This is a genomic window from Algorimicrobium echini, from assembly GCF_900115185.1.
Classification (GTDB): domain Bacteria; phylum Bacteroidota; class Bacteroidia; order Flavobacteriales; family Flavobacteriaceae; genus Algorimicrobium; species Algorimicrobium echini.
Genome location: NZ_FOVN01000001.1, coordinates 666,648 through 686,355, shown reverse-complemented (window position 1 = coordinate 686,355; position 19,708 = coordinate 666,648). Strand labels below are relative to the sequence as shown.

Sequence of the window (19,708 nt, the reverse complement as noted above, 5' to 3'; positions counted from 1 at the left end):
TCATCATGCAAAAAATTCTACTTCTTATCCTGTCATTCGTAATAATGACGTCGTGTAACGACAGTAAATCTTCTAATCAACGGTTAATATCACAATCTTCAGGTAAGATTAATAATTTATCAGTTGTTATTGACAACGATTTATGGGAAGGTGAAGTAGGAGAAACCATTAGGAGTATTTTGGCTGCACCTGTTCATGGTTTACCTCAAGATGAACCGCTTTTTATATTAAGTCAGATCCCTCCAGTAGTTTTTACAGGTTTCGCCCAACAAAGTCGAATTGTGTTGAAAATTGAAAAGAGCGATTCTGCAAAGGTTAAAGTTGCAAAAAATTTATTTGCAAAACCACAACGTGTAGTGGTTGTTACAGGGAATACAGAAGAAGATATTTCTAAACAGTTAACCGAAAATGCAGATCAAATTGTAATGGCTTTAAAAAATGAAGAAATAAAAGAGCAACAAAGACGGATTCAATTATCTGTTCATAACAATAATACTATTAAAGAGAATTTAGGAATATCTATAAAATTCCCTTCGGCCTATAGAATTGCTACGGAAGACGGTAAATTTTACTGGATTCGTAAAGATATTACAACAGGAACTACAAATCTCTTATTATATGAATTGCCTTATGGGAGTATTAAAGACAATGATAGTGTTGTAGGGCAAATTATAAAAATGAGAGATTCTATTGGAAAAACACATATTCCTGGTCCTTTGGATGGTTCATTTATGATTACAGAAGATGCTTATACGCCTTTTTTAGCTAAAACAACAATTGATGATAAGCTAGCCATTGAAACACGAGGAATTTGGGATGTTAAAAATGCATTTATGTCTGGACCATTTGTTAACTATGTTATTGATGATAAAGCTAATAACCGTCTTCTAGTAGTTGAAGGTTTTGCCTTTGCACCATCGGTTAGTAAACGTGATTATATGTTTGAGTTGGAAGCTATTATTAAATCTATAGATTTCCAGTAGTATCTAACCCTCTATTAAGAAACAAAAAAACCCAACCTTGTAACAAGGTTGGGTTTTTTTGTATGTACTAAAAAAGATTATTCTTTTTTATCAGTTTCTTCTTCCTTGCTAGCATCCTTAAATTCTTTAATTCCGCTACCTAAACCACGCATTAATTCAGGAATTTTTTTACCGCCAAATAACAGTAAAACAATCACGACAATTAAAACAATTTGCCATGGTCCTGGGGCTAAAAATATACTTAATGAAATCATTGTATGTTATTTTAAAGTGCAAAGTTAATAATTAAAGTTTAATATAAACGTTTTAACACCAACTTTAGCATGAACTAAATACGATTGTGCCATATTTTTAATTAATTTTGTGAGACCTATGGCTAATAAAAAGAAAAAACCTAGAAAGTTTACCAAAAAACTTCTCAACAAGTATCGTTTAGTTGTTTTAAATGAGGATACTTTTGAAGAGCGCATTTCCTTAAAGCTAACACGACTAAATGTGTTTGTTTTGCTATCATTATCGGCCATTTTCCTAATTGTTGCTACCACTATTTTAATTGCTTTTACGCCTTTACGGGAATATATTCCAGGCTATTCGTCTGTGGCATTAAAAAAACGAGCAACAGAATTAAATTATAAAACAGATTCCTTACAGCAAGTTATAGCTATAAATGAGCAATATTTTTCCTCTATAAAAAAAGTGCTTTACGGTGAAGTGGATAAAGTAGATTTCAATAAAGATTCAATTATTGAAGCTACCAGACAAGAGGCCAAAACATTTAATTTGTCGCCAACCAAAGAAGATTCTATTTTACGTGAAAAAGTAAAAAAAGAGGATAAGTATAATTTGTTTGAATCGGCAAAACTTAATTCCAGCTTTATATTGTTTCCACCAGTTTCGGGAAATATTTCACAAGAATATAACGTTAAAGAAAAACACTTTGCTGTAGATATTATAGCAGAAAAAGGAACACCCGTTAAAGCAACAGCAGATGGAACTGTAATTTTTGCAGATTGGACAACAGAAGCAGGCTATGTTATTATTTTAGAACACAGTCAGAGTTTAATTTCAGTTTATAAACATAATGCCATGCTTACCAAAGCACAAGGCGATATTGTAACGGCAGGCGAAGTGATTGCTACTACTGGAAACACAGGTTCTATTACCACGGGACCACATTTACATTTTGAATTATGGAGTGATGGATACCCTATTAACCCAACTAATTTTATAGATTTCAAATAATGTTTTCACTAAAGGCTCTATTAGCGAAACCATTCGCAAGTTTTATCATTAAAAAAGAAAAACAGTGGATTGATAACCCTATTGAAACTCAAGAAAATGTGTTTCAGGAGCTTATTAGCCAAGCAACTTCTACAGCCTTTGGAACTGATCATGATTTTATTAGTGTTAATAATCATACTGATTTTGTAAAACGTGTGCCTGTTCGCGATTACGAAGATTTGAAGCCCTACGTAGAACGCGTTGTTGCTGGAGAACCAGATGTGTTATGGCCTGGAAAACCATTGTATTTTGCAAAAACGTCTGGCACAACATCTGGTGCTAAATATATTCCGTTAACCAAGGAAAGTATGCCAACGCATGTCACTGCTGCGCGAAATGCTATTTTATCTTATATTCATGAAACAGGAAATTCACAATTTGTATCGGGAAAAATGATATTTCTACAAGGAAGTCCAGTTTTACATGAGCAAAATGGTATTCAATTGGGGCGACTATCTGGAATTGTAGCACATTTTGTTCCGCAATATCTTCAGAAAAACCGCATGCCTTCTTGGGAAACCAATTGTATTGAAGATTGGGAAACCAAGGTAGAAGCCATTGTTAAAGAAACGCTTCCTGAAAATATGACGGTTATCTCTGGAATTCCGTCTTGGGTTCAAATGTATTTTGAGAAAATTCAACAGAAAACCGGTCAAAAAGTGGGTGATGTTTTTAAAAACTTCAACCTTTTTATTTTTGGAGGTGTTAATTATGAACCTTATCGAGCCAAATTTGAAAACTTAATAGGCCGTAAAGTAGATAGTATTGAATTATATCCAGCAAGCGAAGGGTTTTTTGCCTACCAATATAAGCAAGATGAAAAAGGTATGTTATTGCTATTAAATGCTGGTATTTTTTACGAATTTATTTCAGCTGATACATTTTTTGATGAGAATCCAACCAGATTAACCCTTAAAGATGTCCAAGTTGGAGTTAATTATGTCATGGTTATTTCAACCAACGCAGGACTTTGGGCGTATAATGTTGGTGATACGATAATGTTTACATCTACAAAACCTTATCGTGTAATTGTTTCAGGCAGGATAAAACATTTTATTTCAGCTTTTGGCGAACATGTAATAGGTAAAGAGGTGGAGCAAGCCTTAAAAGAAGCCATAGAAGCAACAGATTTTCAAATTTCCGAATTTACTGTAGCACCTCAAATTACACCAGAATTTGGATTACCATTTCATGAATGGTTTATAGAGTTTGAAAATGAAGTTTCAGACGTTTCAGAATTGGCAGTAAAAATTGACCAGGCATTACAAAATCAGAATAGTTATTATTTCGATTTAATAAAGGGAAATGTATTGCAACCCTTAAAAATAACCATGGTCAAAAAAAATGGTTTTCAAGATTACATGAAATCTATTGGAAAACTAGGTGGTCAGAATAAATTGCCACGCTTGTCAAACGATAGGAAAATTGCAGATAAAATCTACGATTTGAATTTGATTAAATAATAGTATATTTGGGAATTAAACAATTTTAATGAATAAGAAAAAGCATCATGCTAGAACGAGAGCTCAAGAGAGTTCAAATGCAATAGAAAGAATGTACATTACCATGAGACATTTGTTTAATCGTGGTTTTTATAAGCCTATGGGTGTTTCAGGTGAAACACTTCGTGAGGCTTTGTTACTTTTACGGCCAGAAATTTATGGCTCAATTGGTGATGAAAAGGCTGAATTAGAAGGTCTTTTGTATGTTATAGATAGACTACCTCAAGGTATAGAGGAATGTATGTTTATTAATCTAACAAGTGATGAAGGTTATAGCAATTCACATTTCAAACCTATTATTCCTCCAAAACGTCGTAGAAATTGTTATCGTATAGACGATGAACAAATGAATATCGAAATTACCAGAGGGCGATCAGAAATATATGATATACTCACTCACTTGACATTTATGTTTGTGGAGTCGCATAAAATTAGTAAACGGGTTTTAATTAATGAATCAGGCGGTACCACACGAGACTGGGTTAAGTTAGAAAAAGCTGTTTTAGGTAAAAAGAAGCTGACTCAAAATGAACGAGAAATAGCTATTACCCATACCGCAAATATTTTAGGAAGAACCTTTGAAGAGTTACGTTTTGTTTATGAGCAATTTCAAACACCAGAACAACCAGAGCGGTTATTACACATTGTTTATTGGTTAGGAAAACTGGCTATTGAGGAAGTTATTAATAATAACAAACGTACCATTACGTTTAGCCCTGTTTTAAGAGAGCGTTTAGGGCATCATATTCATGGTGAAATTTGGGCAGATAATATTAAAGATATTTTACACAAAAATAATCTTTTAGAAAGACCAATTCATATCATTAGTGCTAACATGCATAGTGTAATGAATACATTGTACTCACCAACTGCTTTAAAGAGTTTGTTGAGTAAAAAAACCATTTTTCAAGTTTATGAAGAATTAAGCAAAAAGGAAAATGTAATTTTACGAGAAAAAGTCACCAAGCAAGCCACACAAAATGGTATGATTTATATACCAGATGCTTCTGGAACTAATATAGACGTCCAGATTTTTGATACGGAGAAATTAGATTTATCCAAAACAGATTTAGAAATTGTTAAAACCGATAAGAAATCCGAAAAACCTATTATATTTGTTATGGATTATGCATTTGGAGAACAAGCATATGAAACCATAGACGAATTGCTAAAACCTGCATTTATTGATAATAAAGATGTTCATTTAAATGTAGCTTCTATTTCAATAATGGGTAAAGCAGGAATTTTAGAAGGTGGTAAAGGTGATATCATGATACCTTCCGCACATATTTTTGAAGGGACTGCAGATAATTATCCGTTTATTAATGAATTATCAAAATCCGATTTGGATGGTCATGGTTTGGCAGTTTTTGAAGGCTCCATGATTACAGTTTTAGGAACATCACTGCAAAATAAAGATATTTTAAGGTTTTTCTATAACTCTACATGGCATGTTATTGGCCTTGAAATGGAAGGTGCACACTATCAAAAAGCCATTCAATCAGCTGCTAAAGTTAGAAAAACAATTAATCCAGATGTTAAGGTACGATATGCGTATTATGCCAGTGATAACCCATTAGAAACAGGAGGAACATTGGCATCGGGCGGATTAGGAACATCAGGCGTAAAACCAACGTATTTAATAACCAGAAAAATATTACAACAAATATTTAATAACCAATAGATAACTATGAACGAGAATCCTCAAAAATCTAATACGCCAAACTCATCTGAAGAAGTTGATTTAGGACAGTTGTTTAATGTAATAGGGAATGCTTTTAATAAATTAATGAATTTTATAGCAAGTATTTTTAAAGCTATTTTTTCTGTTATCATTTATACTTTAAGAGCTGTCATTGTTAATATAAAAGTCATTATAGTTGTAATGATTTTAGCTGGTGTACTTGGCTATGTATTAGAACATAGTAAGCCTAAAATTTATAGTTCGTCCATGTTGGTCAGACCATATTTCGAATCAAAATTTCAATTGGTAACCAATATGAGTTACTACAATGCCTTGTTAAATAACCAAAATTATAAGACAGTAGCTACAATATTTAATATTTCTGAAGAAGATGCGAAACAAATTAATGGCTTCGAAATTTCTCCTGGCCCAGAAACTGAAAATGATAAAATTGTACAATACGATCGTTTTGTTAAATCTATAGATAGCGTTAGAGCTCAAGAAATCAGTTTTGAAGAATATATTGAAAACAGAAGCATTTATAGTGGTGATCTGTTTGAAATAACTGTTTACTCAAAAAAGAATGATATTTTCACTAATTTAGAATTAGGTTTGAATAAATCATTTACGAATGCCTATTCCACAAAAAGAATGGAAAAAAGAGATTCGTTAATTACTATTCAGAAAAACAATATTATAGCACAATTAACTCAAGTTGATGCACTGCAAAAGATTTATATTAATGTTCTAGAACAAGAATCTCAATCTCAAGCGACTGAATTTAGTATTGGCGGCGAAGGGTTTTCTTTAAGCAAAGATAAATCGAATACCCGAGAATTTGATTTATTAAACAAGGAGATAGAATTAAGAAATCAATTGCGTGCTCTTGAAGAGAAAAAAGTAGATGAAGATGTGTTTTTTGATGTTATATCCAGCTTTCAAAAAGTAGGAAAAAATGTTTCACACTGGTATGAAAGATACTCAATACTGTTTCCAATATTCGCCTTTATTTTACTTTGTATAATTTATTTAACAAGAAAAATCGTTATATATGTCAAAAACTATGAAGCATAAGACGTTATTAATAACAGGAGGTGCTGGGTTTATTGGCTCAAATTTTATTGTTTATTTGCTTGAAAATTTTCAAGATATTTCAATTGTAAATTTAGACAAGCTCACTTATGCAGGTGAGCTTTCTAATTTAACCGAAATAGCACAAAATAGTAGATACCAATTTGTTGAAGGTGATATTTGTAATAGAGTATTAGTTGAAAAGCTATTTGAAAAGCACCAGTTTAATGGCCTTATCCATTTTGCTGCAGAATCTCACGTAGATAACTCTATAAAAAAACCAGATGCTTTTATTGAAACGAATGTTTTTGGAACTTTTAATCTGTTAGACACTGCCAAAAAAAACTGGATGAATGGTCCTAATCAATTTAAACCAGGTTGTGAGAATAACAGGTTTTTACATATCTCTACCGATGAGGTTTATGGAACTTTAGGTGAAACAGGTTTATTTACAGAATCTACACCCTACGCACCAAATAGTCCATATAGTGCCTCAAAAGCATCGTCGGACTTTATAGTACGTAGCTATTTTCATACCTATGGAATGAATGTAGTTACCACAAACTGCTCCAATAATTATGGGCCAAAACAGCATGATGAAAAGTTGATTCCTACCATAATTAGAAAAGCCATTGCTGGAGAAGATATTCCTATTTATGGCGATGGTAAAAACATTCGCGATTGGTTGTATGTTTTGGATCACTGCAAAGGTATTTATCTAGCATATCAAACTGGAAAAGCTGGAGAAACCTATAATATTGGTGGAAAAAATGAACGAAATAATTTAGAAATAGCTCATACTATTTGTAAAACACTAGACGAAATAAAACCAAAAGACACAACCTATAAGGAACAAATTAGCTTTGTTTCTGACAGACCAGGTCATGATTTCCGTTATGCTATTGATGCATCAAAAATTGAATCCAATTTGGGTTGGAAATCAGATGAAAACTTTGAGTCTGGTATTAAAAAAACAATTAATTGGTATTTGGATAAATATAAAAATTAGATGAAGGGAATTATTCTAGCAGGCGGTTCAGGAACCCGATTACACCCACTAACCTTATCGGTTAGTAAACAGCTTATGCCTGTTTATGATAAACCCATGATTTATTATCCACTATCTACCTTAATGTATGCTGGAATACACGAAATTCTTATTATTTCAACACCAAAAGATTTACCTTTATTTAAAGAGTTATTAGGCGATGGTAAAAAGTTTGGTTGCACCTTTGAATATGCCGTGCAAGAACATCCTAACGGATTAGCTGAAGCGTTTTTAATAGCTGAAGATTTTATTCAAAAAGACAAAGTCGCTTTAATTCTTGGTGATAATATTTTCTATGGTTCTGGTTTGGCTAAGTTGCTTCAGAGTAATAATAATCCCGATGGTGGTATTATTTATGCGTATCGTGTTAATGATCCAGAACGTTATGGTGTAGTTGATTTTAATGATGAAGGACATGTTATATCAATAGAAGAAAAACCTGAAAATCCTAAATCTAATTATGCCGTTCCTGGTATTTACTTTTATGATAATTCTGTTATAGAAGTGGCAAAAAATATTAAACCAAGTCATCGCGGAGAGTTAGAGATAACAGACGTAAATAAAGCTTATTTAAAGCAAGGTAAATTAAGTGTTAGTATTTTAGATAGAGGAACGGCTTGGTTGGACACAGGTACCTTTGATTCGCTTATGCAAGCCGCACAGTTTGTTGAAGTTATTGAGCAACGTCAAGGATTAAAAATTGGCTCTATTGAAGCTGCTGCTTTTGAAATGGGTTTTATTAATGAGGTGCAATTTAGAGCCTTGGCAGAGCCCTTATTAAAAAGTGGTTACGGCATCAACCTGTTAGGAATGTTAAATAAATAATGGGAATTACAGAAACAAAATTAAAGGATTGCTTCATTCTGGAACCACGTGTTTTTCAGGATTCAAGAGGCTATTTTTTTGAAAGTTATAATCAGAAACATTTTTTTGATGCAACAGGACAACATGTTAATTTTATTCAAGATAATGAGACATTTTCTACAAAAGGTGTTTTACGTGGACTCCATTTTCAAACTGGTAAGTTTGCACAAGCCAAACTTGTTCGTGTTATTAAAGGGCGCGTATTAGATATTGCTGTTGATGTAAGACAAGATTCCCCAACTTTTGGCGAGTTTCAAGCTTTAGAATTATCAGAAGATAACAAGAAACAATTTTTTCTGCCACGTGGCTTTGCTCATGGTTTTGTGGTGTTGAGTGACACTGCTATTTTTGCATATAAATGTGATAATTATTATAATAGGGAGTCGGAAGCTGGAATTATTTATAACGACCCAACCTTAAATATTGATTGGCAGCTACCAGATGACAAACTGCTTTTATCCGACAAAGACAAAGTGCTACCAACATTTGAAACTTTTTTTAAATGAAAATACATGTATTAGTTACTGGATCAAATGGTCAGCTTGGTAAATCCTTATCCACATTAATTAATAACCATACTTATAATTCACTTCAGTTCACCTTTACAACTAAAGCTACTTTAGACATTTCAAATCAAAAGCAAATAGATACATACTTTCAATCTAATAACTTCAACTATTGCATAAATTGTGCAGCTTATACTGCTGTTGATAAAGCTGAAGAAGAAAAAGAACAGGCTTTTTTAGTCAATGCTATAGGAGCTAAAAATTTAGCAGAAGTTTCTAAAAGGTACGGTGTAACTTTAATTCATATTTCCACGGATTTTGTTTTTAATGGCTCCAAACGAGAACCCTATTTAGAAACAGATACTCCAAACCCTATTAACGTTTATGGAGATTCAAAATTACAAGGGGAAAGATTTATTCAATCTACCTTAAAACACTATTTTATTATTAGAACGTCGTGGTTGTATTCAGAATTTGGAAATAACTTTGTGAAAACCATGTTGCGTTTAGGTGCTGAAAAAAAGGAGTTGCATGTTGTAAATGACCAAATAGGCAGTCCTACTTATGCCAAAGATTTAGCCGAAGTGATATGCAAAATTGTTATAACTAAAAACACCCAATTTGGTTTATACCACTATAGCAATCAAGGTATTTTAAGCTGGTTTGAATTTGCACAAGCCATTTTTAATGTCACCCAAAACAATATTCAACTTAAACCAATACCAACATCAGGATATCCAACACCAGCTAAAAGACCGCTTTATTCAGTGCTGTCTTCTTCTAAAATTCACCAGAATTTGAGAATAGAAGAAAAAAAGGTGCTTTTTAGCTTAAAAAACTGTTTACAAAACATTTAGTATGCCTATTATCAAATACATTCTTCGTTATCTAAAATAGGATAAACAAATTATTATGGTATTTTTGCTGCCTAAAAGAACTTGATTAAATCTAATATTAGGCTATTAAATGAAGAAAAATCTAATCATTTTTGGAACGCGACCTGAAGCTATTAAAATGGCGCCTTTGGTAAAAGAGTTTCTAAAAAACTCAAATGCGTTTGAAACCAAAGTGTGTATTACAGCACAACACCGGGAAATGTTAGATCAGGTATTATCATTTTTTGAAATTACACCTGACTTTGATTTAGATTTAATGAAACCCAATCAAAATTTATACACTTTAACCGCTGATATTATTACCAGTTTAAAACCTGTTTTAGAGGAATTTAAACCCGATTATGTGTATGTACATGGCGATACAACGACCACTATGGCGGCTAGTATTGCTGCTTTTTATTCGGGAGCTAAAGTATGTCATGTAGAAGCTGGTTTACGTACCTTTAATAAACGCTCACCTTTTCCCGAAGAAATAAATAGAAGTATTGCAGGTTCAGTTTCAGATTATCATTTTGCGCCTACTACAACTTCAGAACAAAACTTATTAAACGAAAACATCCAAAAATCTACTATATTAGTTACTGGAAATACGGTAATTGATGCGCTTCAGTACAGTTCAAACAAAGTGACTTCAGAATCGTATCTAGATGATGAGGTAGAAGAACTAAAAACGCTTGTAGATTTCTCTAAAAAGCTTATTTTAGTTACAGGGCACAGACGCGAAAATCACGGACAAGGATTTATAAATATTTGTAGTGCGCTCAAACAAATAGCATTAGAAAATCCAGATGTTCAAATTATTTACCCAGTTCATCTAAATCCGAAAGTTCAAAAACCGGTTTATGACCTTTTAGAAGATATAGAAAATATAAAACTAATAGCACCACTTTCATACCCTTCCTTTGTTTGGCTTATGAGTCAGTCCTTTTTAATAATTACCGATAGTGGTGGTGTGCAAGAAGAAGCGCCAAGTTTAGGAAAGCCTGTTTTGGTAATGAGAGATACTACTGAAAGACCCGAGGCTGTAGAAGCTGGAACCGTACTTTTAGTAGGTACAAATACAGATAAAATAGTAAATGAAGCTAATAGGTTATTACATAGTAAAAACGCCTATATAAAAATGAGTAAGCTACATAATCCGTATGGAGATGGCTTGGCTTGTCAACGAATTGTTGAATTTATTTCAAAGTTATAATTATGAGTAAAACTCCCAGTGTGGTTATGATTGGTTTAGGGTATATTGGCCTACCAACTGCGGCATTAATTGCAAAAAATAAAATCTACGTTCATGGTGTTGATATTAACCCGAAAGTGGTAGAAACCATTAATGCTGGTAAAATTCATATTGTAGAGCCAGAATTGGATACAGCAGTAGCAGAAGCTGTAGCAAATGGCTATTTAAAAGCAGCCACAACACCTGTTGAAGCCAATACCTATTTAATTGTTGTTCCAACGCCTTTTAAGGCTAAAAATGAACCAGATATCTCTTTTGTTGAAGCAGCCACAAAAGCTGTTTTACCCTTGTTAAAAGCAGACGATTTATATATTATTGAGTCTACTTCGCCTGTTGGAACTACTGAAAAAATGATGCATCTTATTTATTCTGAAAGACCAGAATTAGAAGGTAAAATTAATATTGCTTATTGTCCAGAACGCGTGCTTCCAGGAAACGTCATGTATGAATTGGTTCATAATGACCGCGTTATTGGTGGTGTAGATCAAAAATCGACAAATAAAGCCGTTGATTTTTATCGCGATTTTATTGAAGGTGATTTACATAAAACCAATGCACGTACCGCAGAAATGTGCAAATTAGTAGAAAACTCATCGCGAGATGTGCAAATTGCGTTTGCCAATGAGTTATCCCTAATTTGTGATAAGGCAGATATTAATGTCTGGGAACTTATAGCACTAGCTAATAAGCACCCAAGAGTTAATATTTTACAACCAGGTTGCGGTGTTGGTGGTCATTGTATTGCTGTAGATCCGTACTTTATTGTGGCTGAATACCCAATGGAATCTCAAATTATTGGAAAGGCAAGAGAGATTAATAACTACAAATCGTTTTGGTGTGCTGAAAAGGTACAAACCGCTAAATTAGAATTTGAGTTAAAAGAAGGACGTAAACCAAGTATTGCATTAATGGGTTTAGCTTTTAAACCCAATATTGATGATTTAAGAGAATCGCCAGCAAAATATATAGCTCAAAAAGTACTTCAAAACGCCAATAACGAAGAGTACTTTATTGTAGAACCAAATATTGAGGAGCATAAAGTATTCAAGATAACAGATTATAGAGAAGCAGCTGACAAAGCGGATATAATCGTATTTTTAGTGGCACATCAAGAGTTTAAAACTTTAAAATTAGATAGTAGTAAAGTAGTTTTAGATTTTTGTGGAGTAAAAAACATATAAATTAAAAGTTCTTATTCAGCTTTGAAAGACCAATCATACAAAAGACATATTGCTAAAACTATTACGTGGCGAATAATAGGTACAATTGATACTATTTTATTGTCTTGGATTGTAACAGGTAATCCATACGCAGGTCTTAAAATAGGGCTTGCAGAGGTAACAACTAAAAGTATTTTATATTATTTACATGAGCGTGTTTGGTATAAAATAAACTTATCTAAAGAAGGTAAGACACTGGAAAGCAGGAAACGACATTTAGCTAAAACAGTCACTTGGCGATTAGTTGGTACTTTAGATACAATGACTTTGGCTTGGATCATTTCAGGTAATCCAATAGCTGCTTTAAAAATTGGTTTTGCGGAAGTTATTACTAAAATGATTTTGTATTATTTTCATGAGCGTATTTGGTATAAAGTTAATTATGGCCTTCCCGATAGATAAAAAAACTTAACTATGAAAGAGAATATTATTACCCATCATTATCAAATAACTTTAGAAGATAGGATAAAATTAAATAATCATAATTCATTTTTACTATGGTTTACAGGCCTTTCAGGATCAGGGAAATCTACTATAGCTAATGTAGTAGAACAAAAATTATATCAATTAGGTATTAAAACTTATACATTGGATGGTGACAATATTAGAAAAGGTATAAATAAAGATTTAACTTTCTCTCCAGAAGATCGTACCGAGAATATTCGAAGAATTGCTGAATTAGCTAATTTAATGGTGGATGCTGGTTTAGTAACTCTAGCAGCATTTGTCTCACCTTATAAAAAAGACCGTGAGAACATTAGAAGTATCGTTAAAGATGTTAACTTTGTGGAAATTTATATCAACACAAGTGTAGAGGAGTGTGAGCGTCGTGATGTAAAAGGCCTTTACAAAAAAGCACGAGCAGGTGAAATAAAAAACATGACTGGAATATCTGCACCTTATGAAGCGCCTGAAAACCCAGATATTGAGATAAACACAGAAACTGAATCGATTGAAGGCGCTGCAAAACGAATAGTAGATTATATAACACCAAAATTGTCAAGGCAATAATGAGTAAATATTATTTAAATTATTTAGACGAATTAGAGAGCGAAGCTATTTTCATATTACGTGAAGTTTGGGCTCAATTTGATAACCCTGTCATTTTGTTTTCAGGTGGTAAGGATTCTATTCTTGTAACTCATTTAGCAAAGAAAGCTTTTTATCCTGCTAAAATTCCGTTTCCTTTAATGCATGTAGATACAGGTCATAATTTTCCTGAAACCATTCAGTTTAGAGATGATATTATTAAAGATTTAGGAGTAGAACTTATTGTTGGTTCTGTTCAGGAGTCTATTGATGAAGGTCGTGTTGCTGAAGAAAAAGGTAAAAACGCAACCAGAAATGCACTTCAGATTACAACACTACTTGATGCTATTGAATCTAATAAAATAGATTGCGCAATTGGAGGAGGTCGTCGTGATGAAGAAAAAGCAAGAGCAAAAGAGCGTTTCTTTTCACATAGAGACGATTTTGGTCAATGGGATCCCAAAAACCAACGTCCAGAACTTTGGAATATTTTTAATGGTAAACACTTTCAAGGAGAGCATTTCAGGGCTTTTCCAATTAGTAATTGGACTGAAATGGATGTTTGGAATTATATTAAACGTGAAAATATTGCTATTCCGTCTTTATATTTTGCGCATGAACGTGAAGTTGTTAAGCGTGATGGTACATGGATACCAAACTCTGAATTTTTAGTTTTAGAAGATCATGAGGAAGTAGTAATAAAGAAAATACGTTTTAGAACTCTAGGAGATATAACCATTACTGGAGGTGATGAATCAGACGCTGATACTTTAGAAAAAATTGCTCTAGAAGTAGCAGGTATGCGTAATACCGAACGCGGAAACAGAAGTGATGACAAGCGTTCGGAATCAGCAATGGAAGACCGTAAACGTCAAGGGTATTTCTAAAATTTATATCAAAATTTTAAATAAAAAGCATGTTAGATAACAATCAATTATTACGTTTTACAACAGCAGGAAGTGTGGATGATGGAAAAAGCACTTTAATTGGACGTTTATTATACGATTCTAAATCTATTTTTGAAGATCAGTTAGTAGCTATAGAAAATACAAGTAGAAAAAAAGGACATGAAGGTGTTGATTTGGCTTTGTTTACAGATGGTTTAAGAGACGAACGCGAACAAGGCATCACTATAGATGTTGCTTATAGATATTTTACAACTCCTAAACGCAAATTTATAATTGCTGATACACCAGGACATATTCAGTATACTAGAAATATGGTTACAGGTGCTTCTACAGCAAATGTTGCAACGATATTAATTGATGCACGACATGGTGTAATAGAACAAACAAAAAGGCATGCTTTTATTGCATCACTATTGAATATACCACATATTATTGTCTGTATTAATAAAATGGACTTGGTTGATTTTTCAGAAAAGATTTATAATAAAATTGTAACAGAATTTGAAGAAATAGCTTCTAAATTATTGGTTACAGATGTACGCTTTATACCGATGTCAGCTTTACTAGGTGATAATGTGGTTAATAAATCAGAAAACATGCCTTGGTATCAAGGTGCTCCTATGCTACATACGTTGGAAACCATGCATATTAGCAGCGATATAAATAAAATAGACGCACGTTTACCTATTCAAACTGTATTAAGGCCACAGCGAGAAGGTTTTTTGGACTACAGAGGTTATGCTGGACGTGTAGCCAGTGGTATTTTAAGAAAAGGAGATGATATTACTGTATTACCATCTGGTTTTACTTCAAAAATAAAAAGTATTAATCTTCATAATACTGAATTAGATGAGGCTTATGCGCCTATGTCTGTGTCTGTAACTTTAGAAGATGATATAGATATTAGTCGTGGAGATATGATTGTAAGATCTAATAACAAACCAGAACCATCTCAAGATATAGAGGTTATGTTATGTTGGTTAAACAATACTTCTGCAAAACCACGAACTAAATATACTGTAAAGCATACATCTAATGAACAAACAGCCATGATAAAAGAAGTTGTTTACAAGTATGATATAAATACTTTAGATCGTATCTCAAACAATTCAGAGCTCAACATGAATGATATTGCTAAAGTAAGAATACGAACTACTAAACCATTAATGGTTGATTCATATAGAGAAAATCGAACTACCGGAAGTATAATTCTTATAGATGAAGCTACAAATGAAACTGTTGCAGCCGGAATGATAGTTTAACCAAATATTATATGATAACTAAAGAACAAATAGAGTTAACCATAAAGGCTGCAAGAGAGGCAGGAGAGGCTATTTTAAAAGTATATCATTCTGATGATTTTAATGTTGATTTTAAAGGAGATGATAGCCCATTAACAAGAGCTGATAAAGAAGCAAATATGGTTATTGAATCTTATTTAAAACAAACACCATATCCAATTTTATCCGAAGAAGGCGCTACGATACCTTTTGAGGTTAGAAAAGAGTGGAACTTATTTTGGATGGTAGACCCTTTAGATGGGACTAAAGAATTTATAAAACGAAACGGAGAATTCACTGTTAATATTGCTCTAATACAAAATGGAATTTCTGTTTTTGGTGTTGTTTACGCTCCTGTTTTAAATAAACTTTATTTTGGTGGTCCCAATCTAGGAGCACATTTAATCTTTAAAAACAAAACTGTTGTTCTAAAAAAACAGTTAAGTAGCTCTTTCAAAACAAGAGTGGTGGCTTCTAGATCTCATTTAAATGAAGATACTAAAAACTACATTAGCAATTTTAAAGAAGTAGAAATTCTATCAATGGGTAGTTCTCTTAAGTTCATGTTAGTTGCAGAAGGTGAAGCTGATGTGTATCCAAGGTTTGCTCCAACAATGGAATGGGATACGGCTGCCGCACATGCCATTATGAGTGCTATAGATATTGATGTTGTTAACCCACACAATAAAACACCTTTGAAGTACAATAAAGAAAATTTATTAAACCCTTATTTTGTCGTAAAATAATGCTTAAAAAGCTAAAAAATATAATAAATGATACAGATATAAAAGAAATCCTTAATAAAGGATTTTCTTTTTTAATATTTAGATTAGGAGGCGTTTTAGCAGGTTACTTTTTTACATATTTTATTGCTAGACATTATGGAGCTTCTGTTAATGGTTTAGTCTCCTTAAGCTTTTCTCTGTTCTTATTTATCAGTATTTTTGGTTGTTTTGGTATAGATACTAATTTGGTTCGTTTTTTTTCTGATAAAGTGAATTTAGAAAATAATCAAGGTATTTTTTATCGAGTCCTTGTAAAATCAACATTACTATCTTGTGTTTTAGCTTTTACTTTATATTTAAGTAGGAATTTCTTTGCGGAATTTCTTTTTAATAAGCCTCAATTAGAACCTTATATTAAATGGATTGCTCTAACCATACCATTTTGGGTAATTACTCTAATTTGTGGCGGTATGCTTCGAGCTAAAAGACAAAATAGTTGGTTTGCTTTTTTAAACAATCCAGGTCGTTTTTTATTTTCTCTTTTAGCTATTGTTTGTTTATCTTTTTATTTTTCAGATCCTATTATTTCAATTAAATCCCATTTTTATGGTGTGTTTTTTCTAGCAATATTAAGTCTTATTGTTGCTACTAGGAATTTGGATAAGATAACGTTTAAAACTTCTGAAAGCTCATGGATATTTCTAAAAGAGTCTTTTCCAATGATGCTTTCGTCAACAATTCTTGTTTTATTGGGTTGGCTAGATACTTTTATGCTCGGTATCTATGAGTCAGATGACGTTATAGGAGTTTATAACGTTGCTTTAAAAATAGCCGCTTTAACTGTATTTTCATTACAAGCTATAAACTCAATTTTAGCTCCAAAATTAGCAGAAAGTTATGCCATAAATGATGAGGTTAATTTTAAGAAAATAATAAATTTTTCAGCAAAGATAAATTTGGTGTTAACTGTATTTACTGTATTAACAATTATTGTATTTCATAGGTTTTTATTGGGTATTTTTGGAGAAGAATTTTTATCTGGAAGCGTTGTTTTACTGATATTTTGTTTTGGACAACTCTTAAACGCATTATCTGGTTCGGTAGGAGTTATTTTACAAATGACTGGAAATCAAAAAAAATATCAAAACATTGTTTTAATCGCTTTATTTTTAAACCTTGTACTAAACTTTATATTAACGCCTATTTATGGCGCTATAGGAGCAGCTACAGCTACAGTAATTAGCATATCTTCTTGGAACATTATGGGTGCTGTTTATTTAAAGAGAAAGCTAAATATAACTTCGTACTTTACAATTAATTAATAATGGAAAACGCAAAACTTATAACGCCAAATACAATTTTAATTGGAGCTCAAAAAGCAGCTACAACTTCGTTATATAACTGGATTGCACAACATCCAGATGTATGTGGCCCTGCAACTTTAAAGGATTATGCTTTTTTTGCGTATGATGAATTCTTTAATCAAGGTTTAGAATCTTTAAGTCATATTTATAAAAAAGAGTATAATCAAGAAAAAATAGTAATTCATGGCTTCGTAAACTACATGTTTTTTGAAAAATCTATTAAAAGAATATACAACTTCAATAAGGATATTAAACTAATAATGTCTTTAAGAAATCCTACCGATAGAGCAATATCAGCATATGAGTACCAAGTGAAATCTCAAAAAGAGCCCATTAAAACCTTTCTTGATGCCTTAAAAGCAGAAGAAAGTAGAATGGAAGAAAATGATTATTCTACTGTTGCTGATTTAACTTATTTTAATCACGGACTATATTATAAACAACTACAAATAATACTTAAATATTTTCCTTTAGAACAAATTAAAGTTGTGTTTTATGAAGATATTAATACCAATCCAAAACAATTAATTTTAGATGTTTATAGTTTTTTAGAAGTAGATAACTCCTTTACTCCTAAATTTAAGACAATGAATAAAACAGGAGAAATAAAAAATAAAACAATACATAAGTTATTTTACAGTAGAAGCCCAATAAAACAGAAAATAGTTAAATATCTAATCGATCCAATATTTCCATTAGAGAAAAGATTAAAAGTTAAAATTTTTATTAACGAGTATAACACAAAAGATAAAGCTAGAGTTGAAAACACATACCCTATTGAGAGAGCTTATTTACAAGATAAATTTAAAGAGGATATAGAACAGTTAGAAAAATTATTACATGTAGATTTAACACAATGGAAAAAATGATGTTAAAAAGAACATATGTTAATAATTTTATAATTCTTTTACCAATAATATTAATCTTTATTGGTGAGATAGTTGCGTTTACACACCCATCAATATCTCCAATATTAAAAGTTGTATCATGCTTTATTCTTTTATTTCCTATTTGGCTAAAAGTTAAATTTCCAACTAAATTAATTTTTCTGTTTTTAGTATTTTTTGTTTTTTTTATCTATGCCTTTATAATTTCTTTTAATATCAAGGCAGCAATTGAAGAAGGAATTCGTTATTTTTTCCCAATAGCAATTTTACTGTATGGGTATTATAATAAAGATAAGTTAGATTTATTCATAAATTTTATAATAGCTTTTGCTATAATAAATATTGTATATCAATTGTCAAATTATTATGATTTTTATGTTTTAAACGTTGAAAAACAATGGTTTTATCAAGAGTTTTACGCTGAAAAAATTGGTAAATTTTTCTATTGGCCAGCAACTACAAATGGTATCCTAAGGGCAACAGGGCTTGTTGGATTTTTTGGTGCTTTTGGAATTTTAAATTTCATGGCCTATTGGTATACTAAACTTTATTATTTTGGAAAAAGACGAACACTTTTTCTATACATACTGTTCGTAGGGGTATTTTTAAGTACATCTTTTAAAACTATTGGATTTTTTATTGTAACCCTATTAGTAGAATATAGAAAGAAATTAAAATACCTTTTAATAGTACCCTTTGTTTTGATTATTCTTTTTATTACAGCTGGTTCTACCTTGAGGAAATCTATATTGGATTCGGTAAGTGTTAGATTAGAGCTATATGTAACAGAAAGAAATTCAGCAAGATCAGAATCCTATAGAGTAATGTTCGACGAGTTTAAATCTTTCAATTTCTTTGGTGAGGGAATAGGTTCTTTTGGAGGGCCTGCATCTACTAAATATGATTCGCCATTTTATGAAAAGGTTGATTTTAATTGGTATGGTTTAGAGAGTCTCGTTACTACTGATACTTTTTACCCTCACTTATTTGTAGAAATGGGAATACTTGGTGCCCTGTCCTACTTATTACTCTTATTGGGCCCTTTATTACTTCATAGAAAAATACACATCAAAAAGTTAAAAGCTTTGCTACTCATTTATGGTATGCTATTTTTTGATAGTTTGTTTTCGTATTCATTAAATAATTTAGCGATGCTTTCTGTTACTTTATTATTTGTTTATCCAATTATCTATTATTCTAAAGAGAATGTTTTATAAAGTATTGCA

General features: G+C 31.9%; 20 protein-coding genes. 19 read left to right on the top strand and 1 reads right to left on the bottom strand.

Going from position 1 to position 19,708, the window contains the following annotated elements:
- Positions 1-5 precede the first annotated feature (5 nt).
- Positions 6-983, top strand: a complete 978-nt coding sequence (locus BM239_RS03175) for a DUF4837 family protein (protein WP_092206184.1) — start codon at positions 6-8, stop codon at positions 981-983.
- Positions 984-1,060: 77 nt separating this feature from the next.
- Here BM239_RS03175 and BM239_RS03170 read toward each other — a convergent pair whose 3' ends face one another.
- Positions 1,061-1,237 carry a twin-arginine translocase TatA/TatE family subunit gene (locus BM239_RS03170; protein ID WP_066254180.1) on the bottom strand — a complete coding sequence of 59 codons (177 nt, stop codon included), beginning with the start codon at positions 1,235-1,237 and terminating at the stop codon, positions 1,061-1,063.
- A 118-nt stretch (positions 1,238-1,355) separates the two neighbouring features.
- Here BM239_RS03170 and BM239_RS03165 point away from each other — a divergent pair, with 118 nt between their 5' ends.
- From BM239_RS03165 to BM239_RS03080, 18 genes are all read left to right on the top strand, one after another.
- A complete protein-coding gene (locus BM239_RS03165; protein ID WP_092206183.1) occupies positions 1,356-2,225 on the top strand; it encodes a M23 family metallopeptidase in 870 nt (289 codons plus the stop codon).
- Entirely contained in the window at positions 2,225-3,727 is a 1,503-nt protein-coding gene (locus BM239_RS03160; protein WP_092206182.1) for a GH3 auxin-responsive promoter family protein, read from the top strand. The genes BM239_RS03165 and BM239_RS03160 overlap by 1 nt, the downstream gene beginning before the upstream one ends.
- A 28-nt stretch (positions 3,728-3,755) precedes the next feature.
- Entirely contained in the window at positions 3,756-5,450 is a 1,695-nt protein-coding gene (locus tag BM239_RS03155; RefSeq protein ID WP_092206181.1) for a DUF6909 family protein, read from the top strand.
- 6 nt (positions 5,451-5,456) lie between these two features.
- Positions 5,457-6,524, top strand: a complete 1,068-nt coding sequence (locus BM239_RS03150) for a hypothetical protein (protein ID WP_092206180.1) — start codon at positions 5,457-5,459, stop codon at positions 6,522-6,524.
- The gene (gene rfbB, locus BM239_RS03145; RefSeq protein ID WP_218151648.1) at positions 6,514-7,530 is read left to right on the top strand and encodes a dTDP-glucose 4,6-dehydratase; all 1,017 of its coding nucleotides are present in this window, start codon (positions 6,514-6,516) and stop codon (positions 7,528-7,530) included. The genes BM239_RS03150 and rfbB overlap by 11 nt, the downstream gene beginning before the upstream one ends.
- Complete coding sequence (rfbA, locus tag BM239_RS03140; protein WP_092206178.1) at positions 7,531-8,394, top strand: glucose-1-phosphate thymidylyltransferase RfbA; 864 nt, start codon at positions 7,531-7,533, stop codon at positions 8,392-8,394.
- Positions 8,394-8,939, top strand: coding sequence for a dTDP-4-dehydrorhamnose 3,5-epimerase (rfbC, locus tag BM239_RS03135; RefSeq protein ID WP_092206177.1), 546 nt, complete (start codon positions 8,394-8,396; stop codon positions 8,937-8,939). The genes rfbA and rfbC overlap by 1 nt, the downstream gene beginning before the upstream one ends.
- Positions 8,936-9,796, top strand: a complete 861-nt coding sequence (gene rfbD / locus BM239_RS03130) for a dTDP-4-dehydrorhamnose reductase (RefSeq protein ID WP_092206176.1) — start codon at positions 8,936-8,938, stop codon at positions 9,794-9,796. The genes rfbC and rfbD overlap by 4 nt, the downstream gene beginning before the upstream one ends.
- 109 nt (positions 9,797-9,905) lie before the next feature.
- Positions 9,906-11,030: a non-hydrolyzing UDP-N-acetylglucosamine 2-epimerase gene (wecB, locus tag BM239_RS03125; RefSeq protein ID WP_092206175.1), complete on the top strand. Its 1,125-nt coding sequence runs from the start codon at positions 9,906-9,908 to the stop codon at positions 11,028-11,030.
- Between the two features lie 2 nt (positions 11,031-11,032).
- Complete coding sequence (gene wecC, locus BM239_RS03120; protein ID WP_092206174.1) at positions 11,033-12,250, top strand: UDP-N-acetyl-D-mannosamine dehydrogenase; 1,218 nt, start codon at positions 11,033-11,035, stop codon at positions 12,248-12,250.
- 21 nt (positions 12,251-12,271) lie between these two features.
- Positions 12,272-12,691: a DUF2061 domain-containing protein gene (locus BM239_RS03115; RefSeq protein ID WP_092206173.1), complete on the top strand. Its 420-nt coding sequence runs from the start codon at positions 12,272-12,274 to the stop codon at positions 12,689-12,691.
- Between the two features lie 12 nt (positions 12,692-12,703).
- Positions 12,704-13,300 carry an adenylyl-sulfate kinase gene (cysC, locus tag BM239_RS03110; RefSeq protein ID WP_092206172.1) on the top strand — a complete coding sequence of 199 codons (597 nt, stop codon included), beginning with the start codon at positions 12,704-12,706 and terminating at the stop codon, positions 13,298-13,300.
- Positions 13,300-14,205 (top strand): sulfate adenylyltransferase subunit CysD, encoded by a 906-nt coding sequence (gene cysD / locus BM239_RS03105; RefSeq protein ID WP_092206171.1) that lies wholly within the window; start codon positions 13,300-13,302, stop codon positions 14,203-14,205. Before cysC ends, cysD begins: the two co-directional genes overlap by 1 nt.
- 29 nt (positions 14,206-14,234) lie before the next feature.
- Positions 14,235-15,488 carry a sulfate adenylyltransferase subunit 1 gene (locus tag BM239_RS03100; RefSeq protein WP_092206170.1) on the top strand — a complete coding sequence of 418 codons (1,254 nt, stop codon included), beginning with the start codon at positions 14,235-14,237 and terminating at the stop codon, positions 15,486-15,488.
- Positions 15,489-15,499: 11 nt separating this feature from the next.
- Positions 15,500-16,252: a 3'(2'),5'-bisphosphate nucleotidase CysQ gene (cysQ, locus tag BM239_RS03095; RefSeq protein ID WP_092206169.1), complete on the top strand. Its 753-nt coding sequence runs from the start codon at positions 15,500-15,502 to the stop codon at positions 16,250-16,252.
- Positions 16,252-17,553, top strand: coding sequence for a flippase (locus BM239_RS03090; RefSeq protein ID WP_092206168.1), 1,302 nt, complete (start codon positions 16,252-16,254; stop codon positions 17,551-17,553). The genes cysQ and BM239_RS03090 overlap by 1 nt, the downstream gene beginning before the upstream one ends.
- Before the next feature lie 2 nt (positions 17,554-17,555).
- Positions 17,556-18,464, top strand: coding sequence for a sulfotransferase domain-containing protein (locus BM239_RS03085; protein ID WP_092206167.1), 909 nt, complete (start codon positions 17,556-17,558; stop codon positions 18,462-18,464).
- Positions 18,461-19,699 (top strand): hypothetical protein, encoded by a 1,239-nt coding sequence (locus BM239_RS03080; protein WP_143094878.1) that lies wholly within the window; start codon positions 18,461-18,463, stop codon positions 19,697-19,699. The genes BM239_RS03085 and BM239_RS03080 overlap by 4 nt, the downstream gene beginning before the upstream one ends.
- Positions 19,700-19,708: the final 9 nt, after the last annotated feature.

Excerpts from the sequence above, each read along its gene's own strand:
- BM239_RS03175 (WP_092206184.1), top strand. The coding sequence starts at position 6 with ATGCAAAAAATTCTACTTCTTATCCTGTCATTCGTAATAATGACGTCG.
- BM239_RS03170 (WP_066254180.1), bottom strand. The coding sequence starts at position 1,237 with ATGATTTCATTAAGTATATTTTTAGCCCCAGGACCATGGCAAATTGTT.
- BM239_RS03165 (WP_092206183.1), top strand. The coding sequence starts at position 1,356 with ATGGCTAATAAAAAGAAAAAACCTAGAAAGTTTACCAAAAAACTTCTC.
- BM239_RS03160 (WP_092206182.1), top strand. The coding sequence starts at position 2,225 with ATGTTTTCACTAAAGGCTCTATTAGCGAAACCATTCGCAAGTTTTATC.
- BM239_RS03155 (WP_092206181.1), top strand. The coding sequence starts at position 3,756 with ATGAATAAGAAAAAGCATCATGCTAGAACGAGAGCTCAAGAGAGTTCA.
- BM239_RS03150 (WP_092206180.1), top strand. The coding sequence starts at position 5,457 with ATGAACGAGAATCCTCAAAAATCTAATACGCCAAACTCATCTGAAGAA.
- rfbB (WP_218151648.1), top strand. The coding sequence starts at position 6,514 with ATGAAGCATAAGACGTTATTAATAACAGGAGGTGCTGGGTTTATTGGC.
- rfbA (WP_092206178.1), top strand. The coding sequence starts at position 7,531 with ATGAAGGGAATTATTCTAGCAGGCGGTTCAGGAACCCGATTACACCCA.
- rfbC (WP_092206177.1), top strand. The coding sequence starts at position 8,394 with ATGGGAATTACAGAAACAAAATTAAAGGATTGCTTCATTCTGGAACCA.
- rfbD (WP_092206176.1), top strand. The coding sequence starts at position 8,936 with ATGAAAATACATGTATTAGTTACTGGATCAAATGGTCAGCTTGGTAAA.
- wecB (WP_092206175.1), top strand. The coding sequence starts at position 9,906 with ATGAAGAAAAATCTAATCATTTTTGGAACGCGACCTGAAGCTATTAAA.
- wecC (WP_092206174.1), top strand. The coding sequence starts at position 11,033 with ATGAGTAAAACTCCCAGTGTGGTTATGATTGGTTTAGGGTATATTGGC.
- cysC (WP_092206172.1), top strand. The coding sequence starts at position 12,704 with ATGAAAGAGAATATTATTACCCATCATTATCAAATAACTTTAGAAGAT.
- cysD (WP_092206171.1), top strand. The coding sequence starts at position 13,300 with ATGAGTAAATATTATTTAAATTATTTAGACGAATTAGAGAGCGAAGCT.
- BM239_RS03100 (WP_092206170.1), top strand. The coding sequence starts at position 14,235 with ATGTTAGATAACAATCAATTATTACGTTTTACAACAGCAGGAAGTGTG.
- cysQ (WP_092206169.1), top strand. The coding sequence starts at position 15,500 with ATGATAACTAAAGAACAAATAGAGTTAACCATAAAGGCTGCAAGAGAG.
- BM239_RS03090 (WP_092206168.1), top strand. The coding sequence starts at position 16,252 with ATGCTTAAAAAGCTAAAAAATATAATAAATGATACAGATATAAAAGAA.
- BM239_RS03085 (WP_092206167.1), top strand. The coding sequence starts at position 17,556 with ATGGAAAACGCAAAACTTATAACGCCAAATACAATTTTAATTGGAGCT.
- BM239_RS03080 (WP_143094878.1), top strand. The coding sequence starts at position 18,461 with ATGATGTTAAAAAGAACATATGTTAATAATTTTATAATTCTTTTACCA.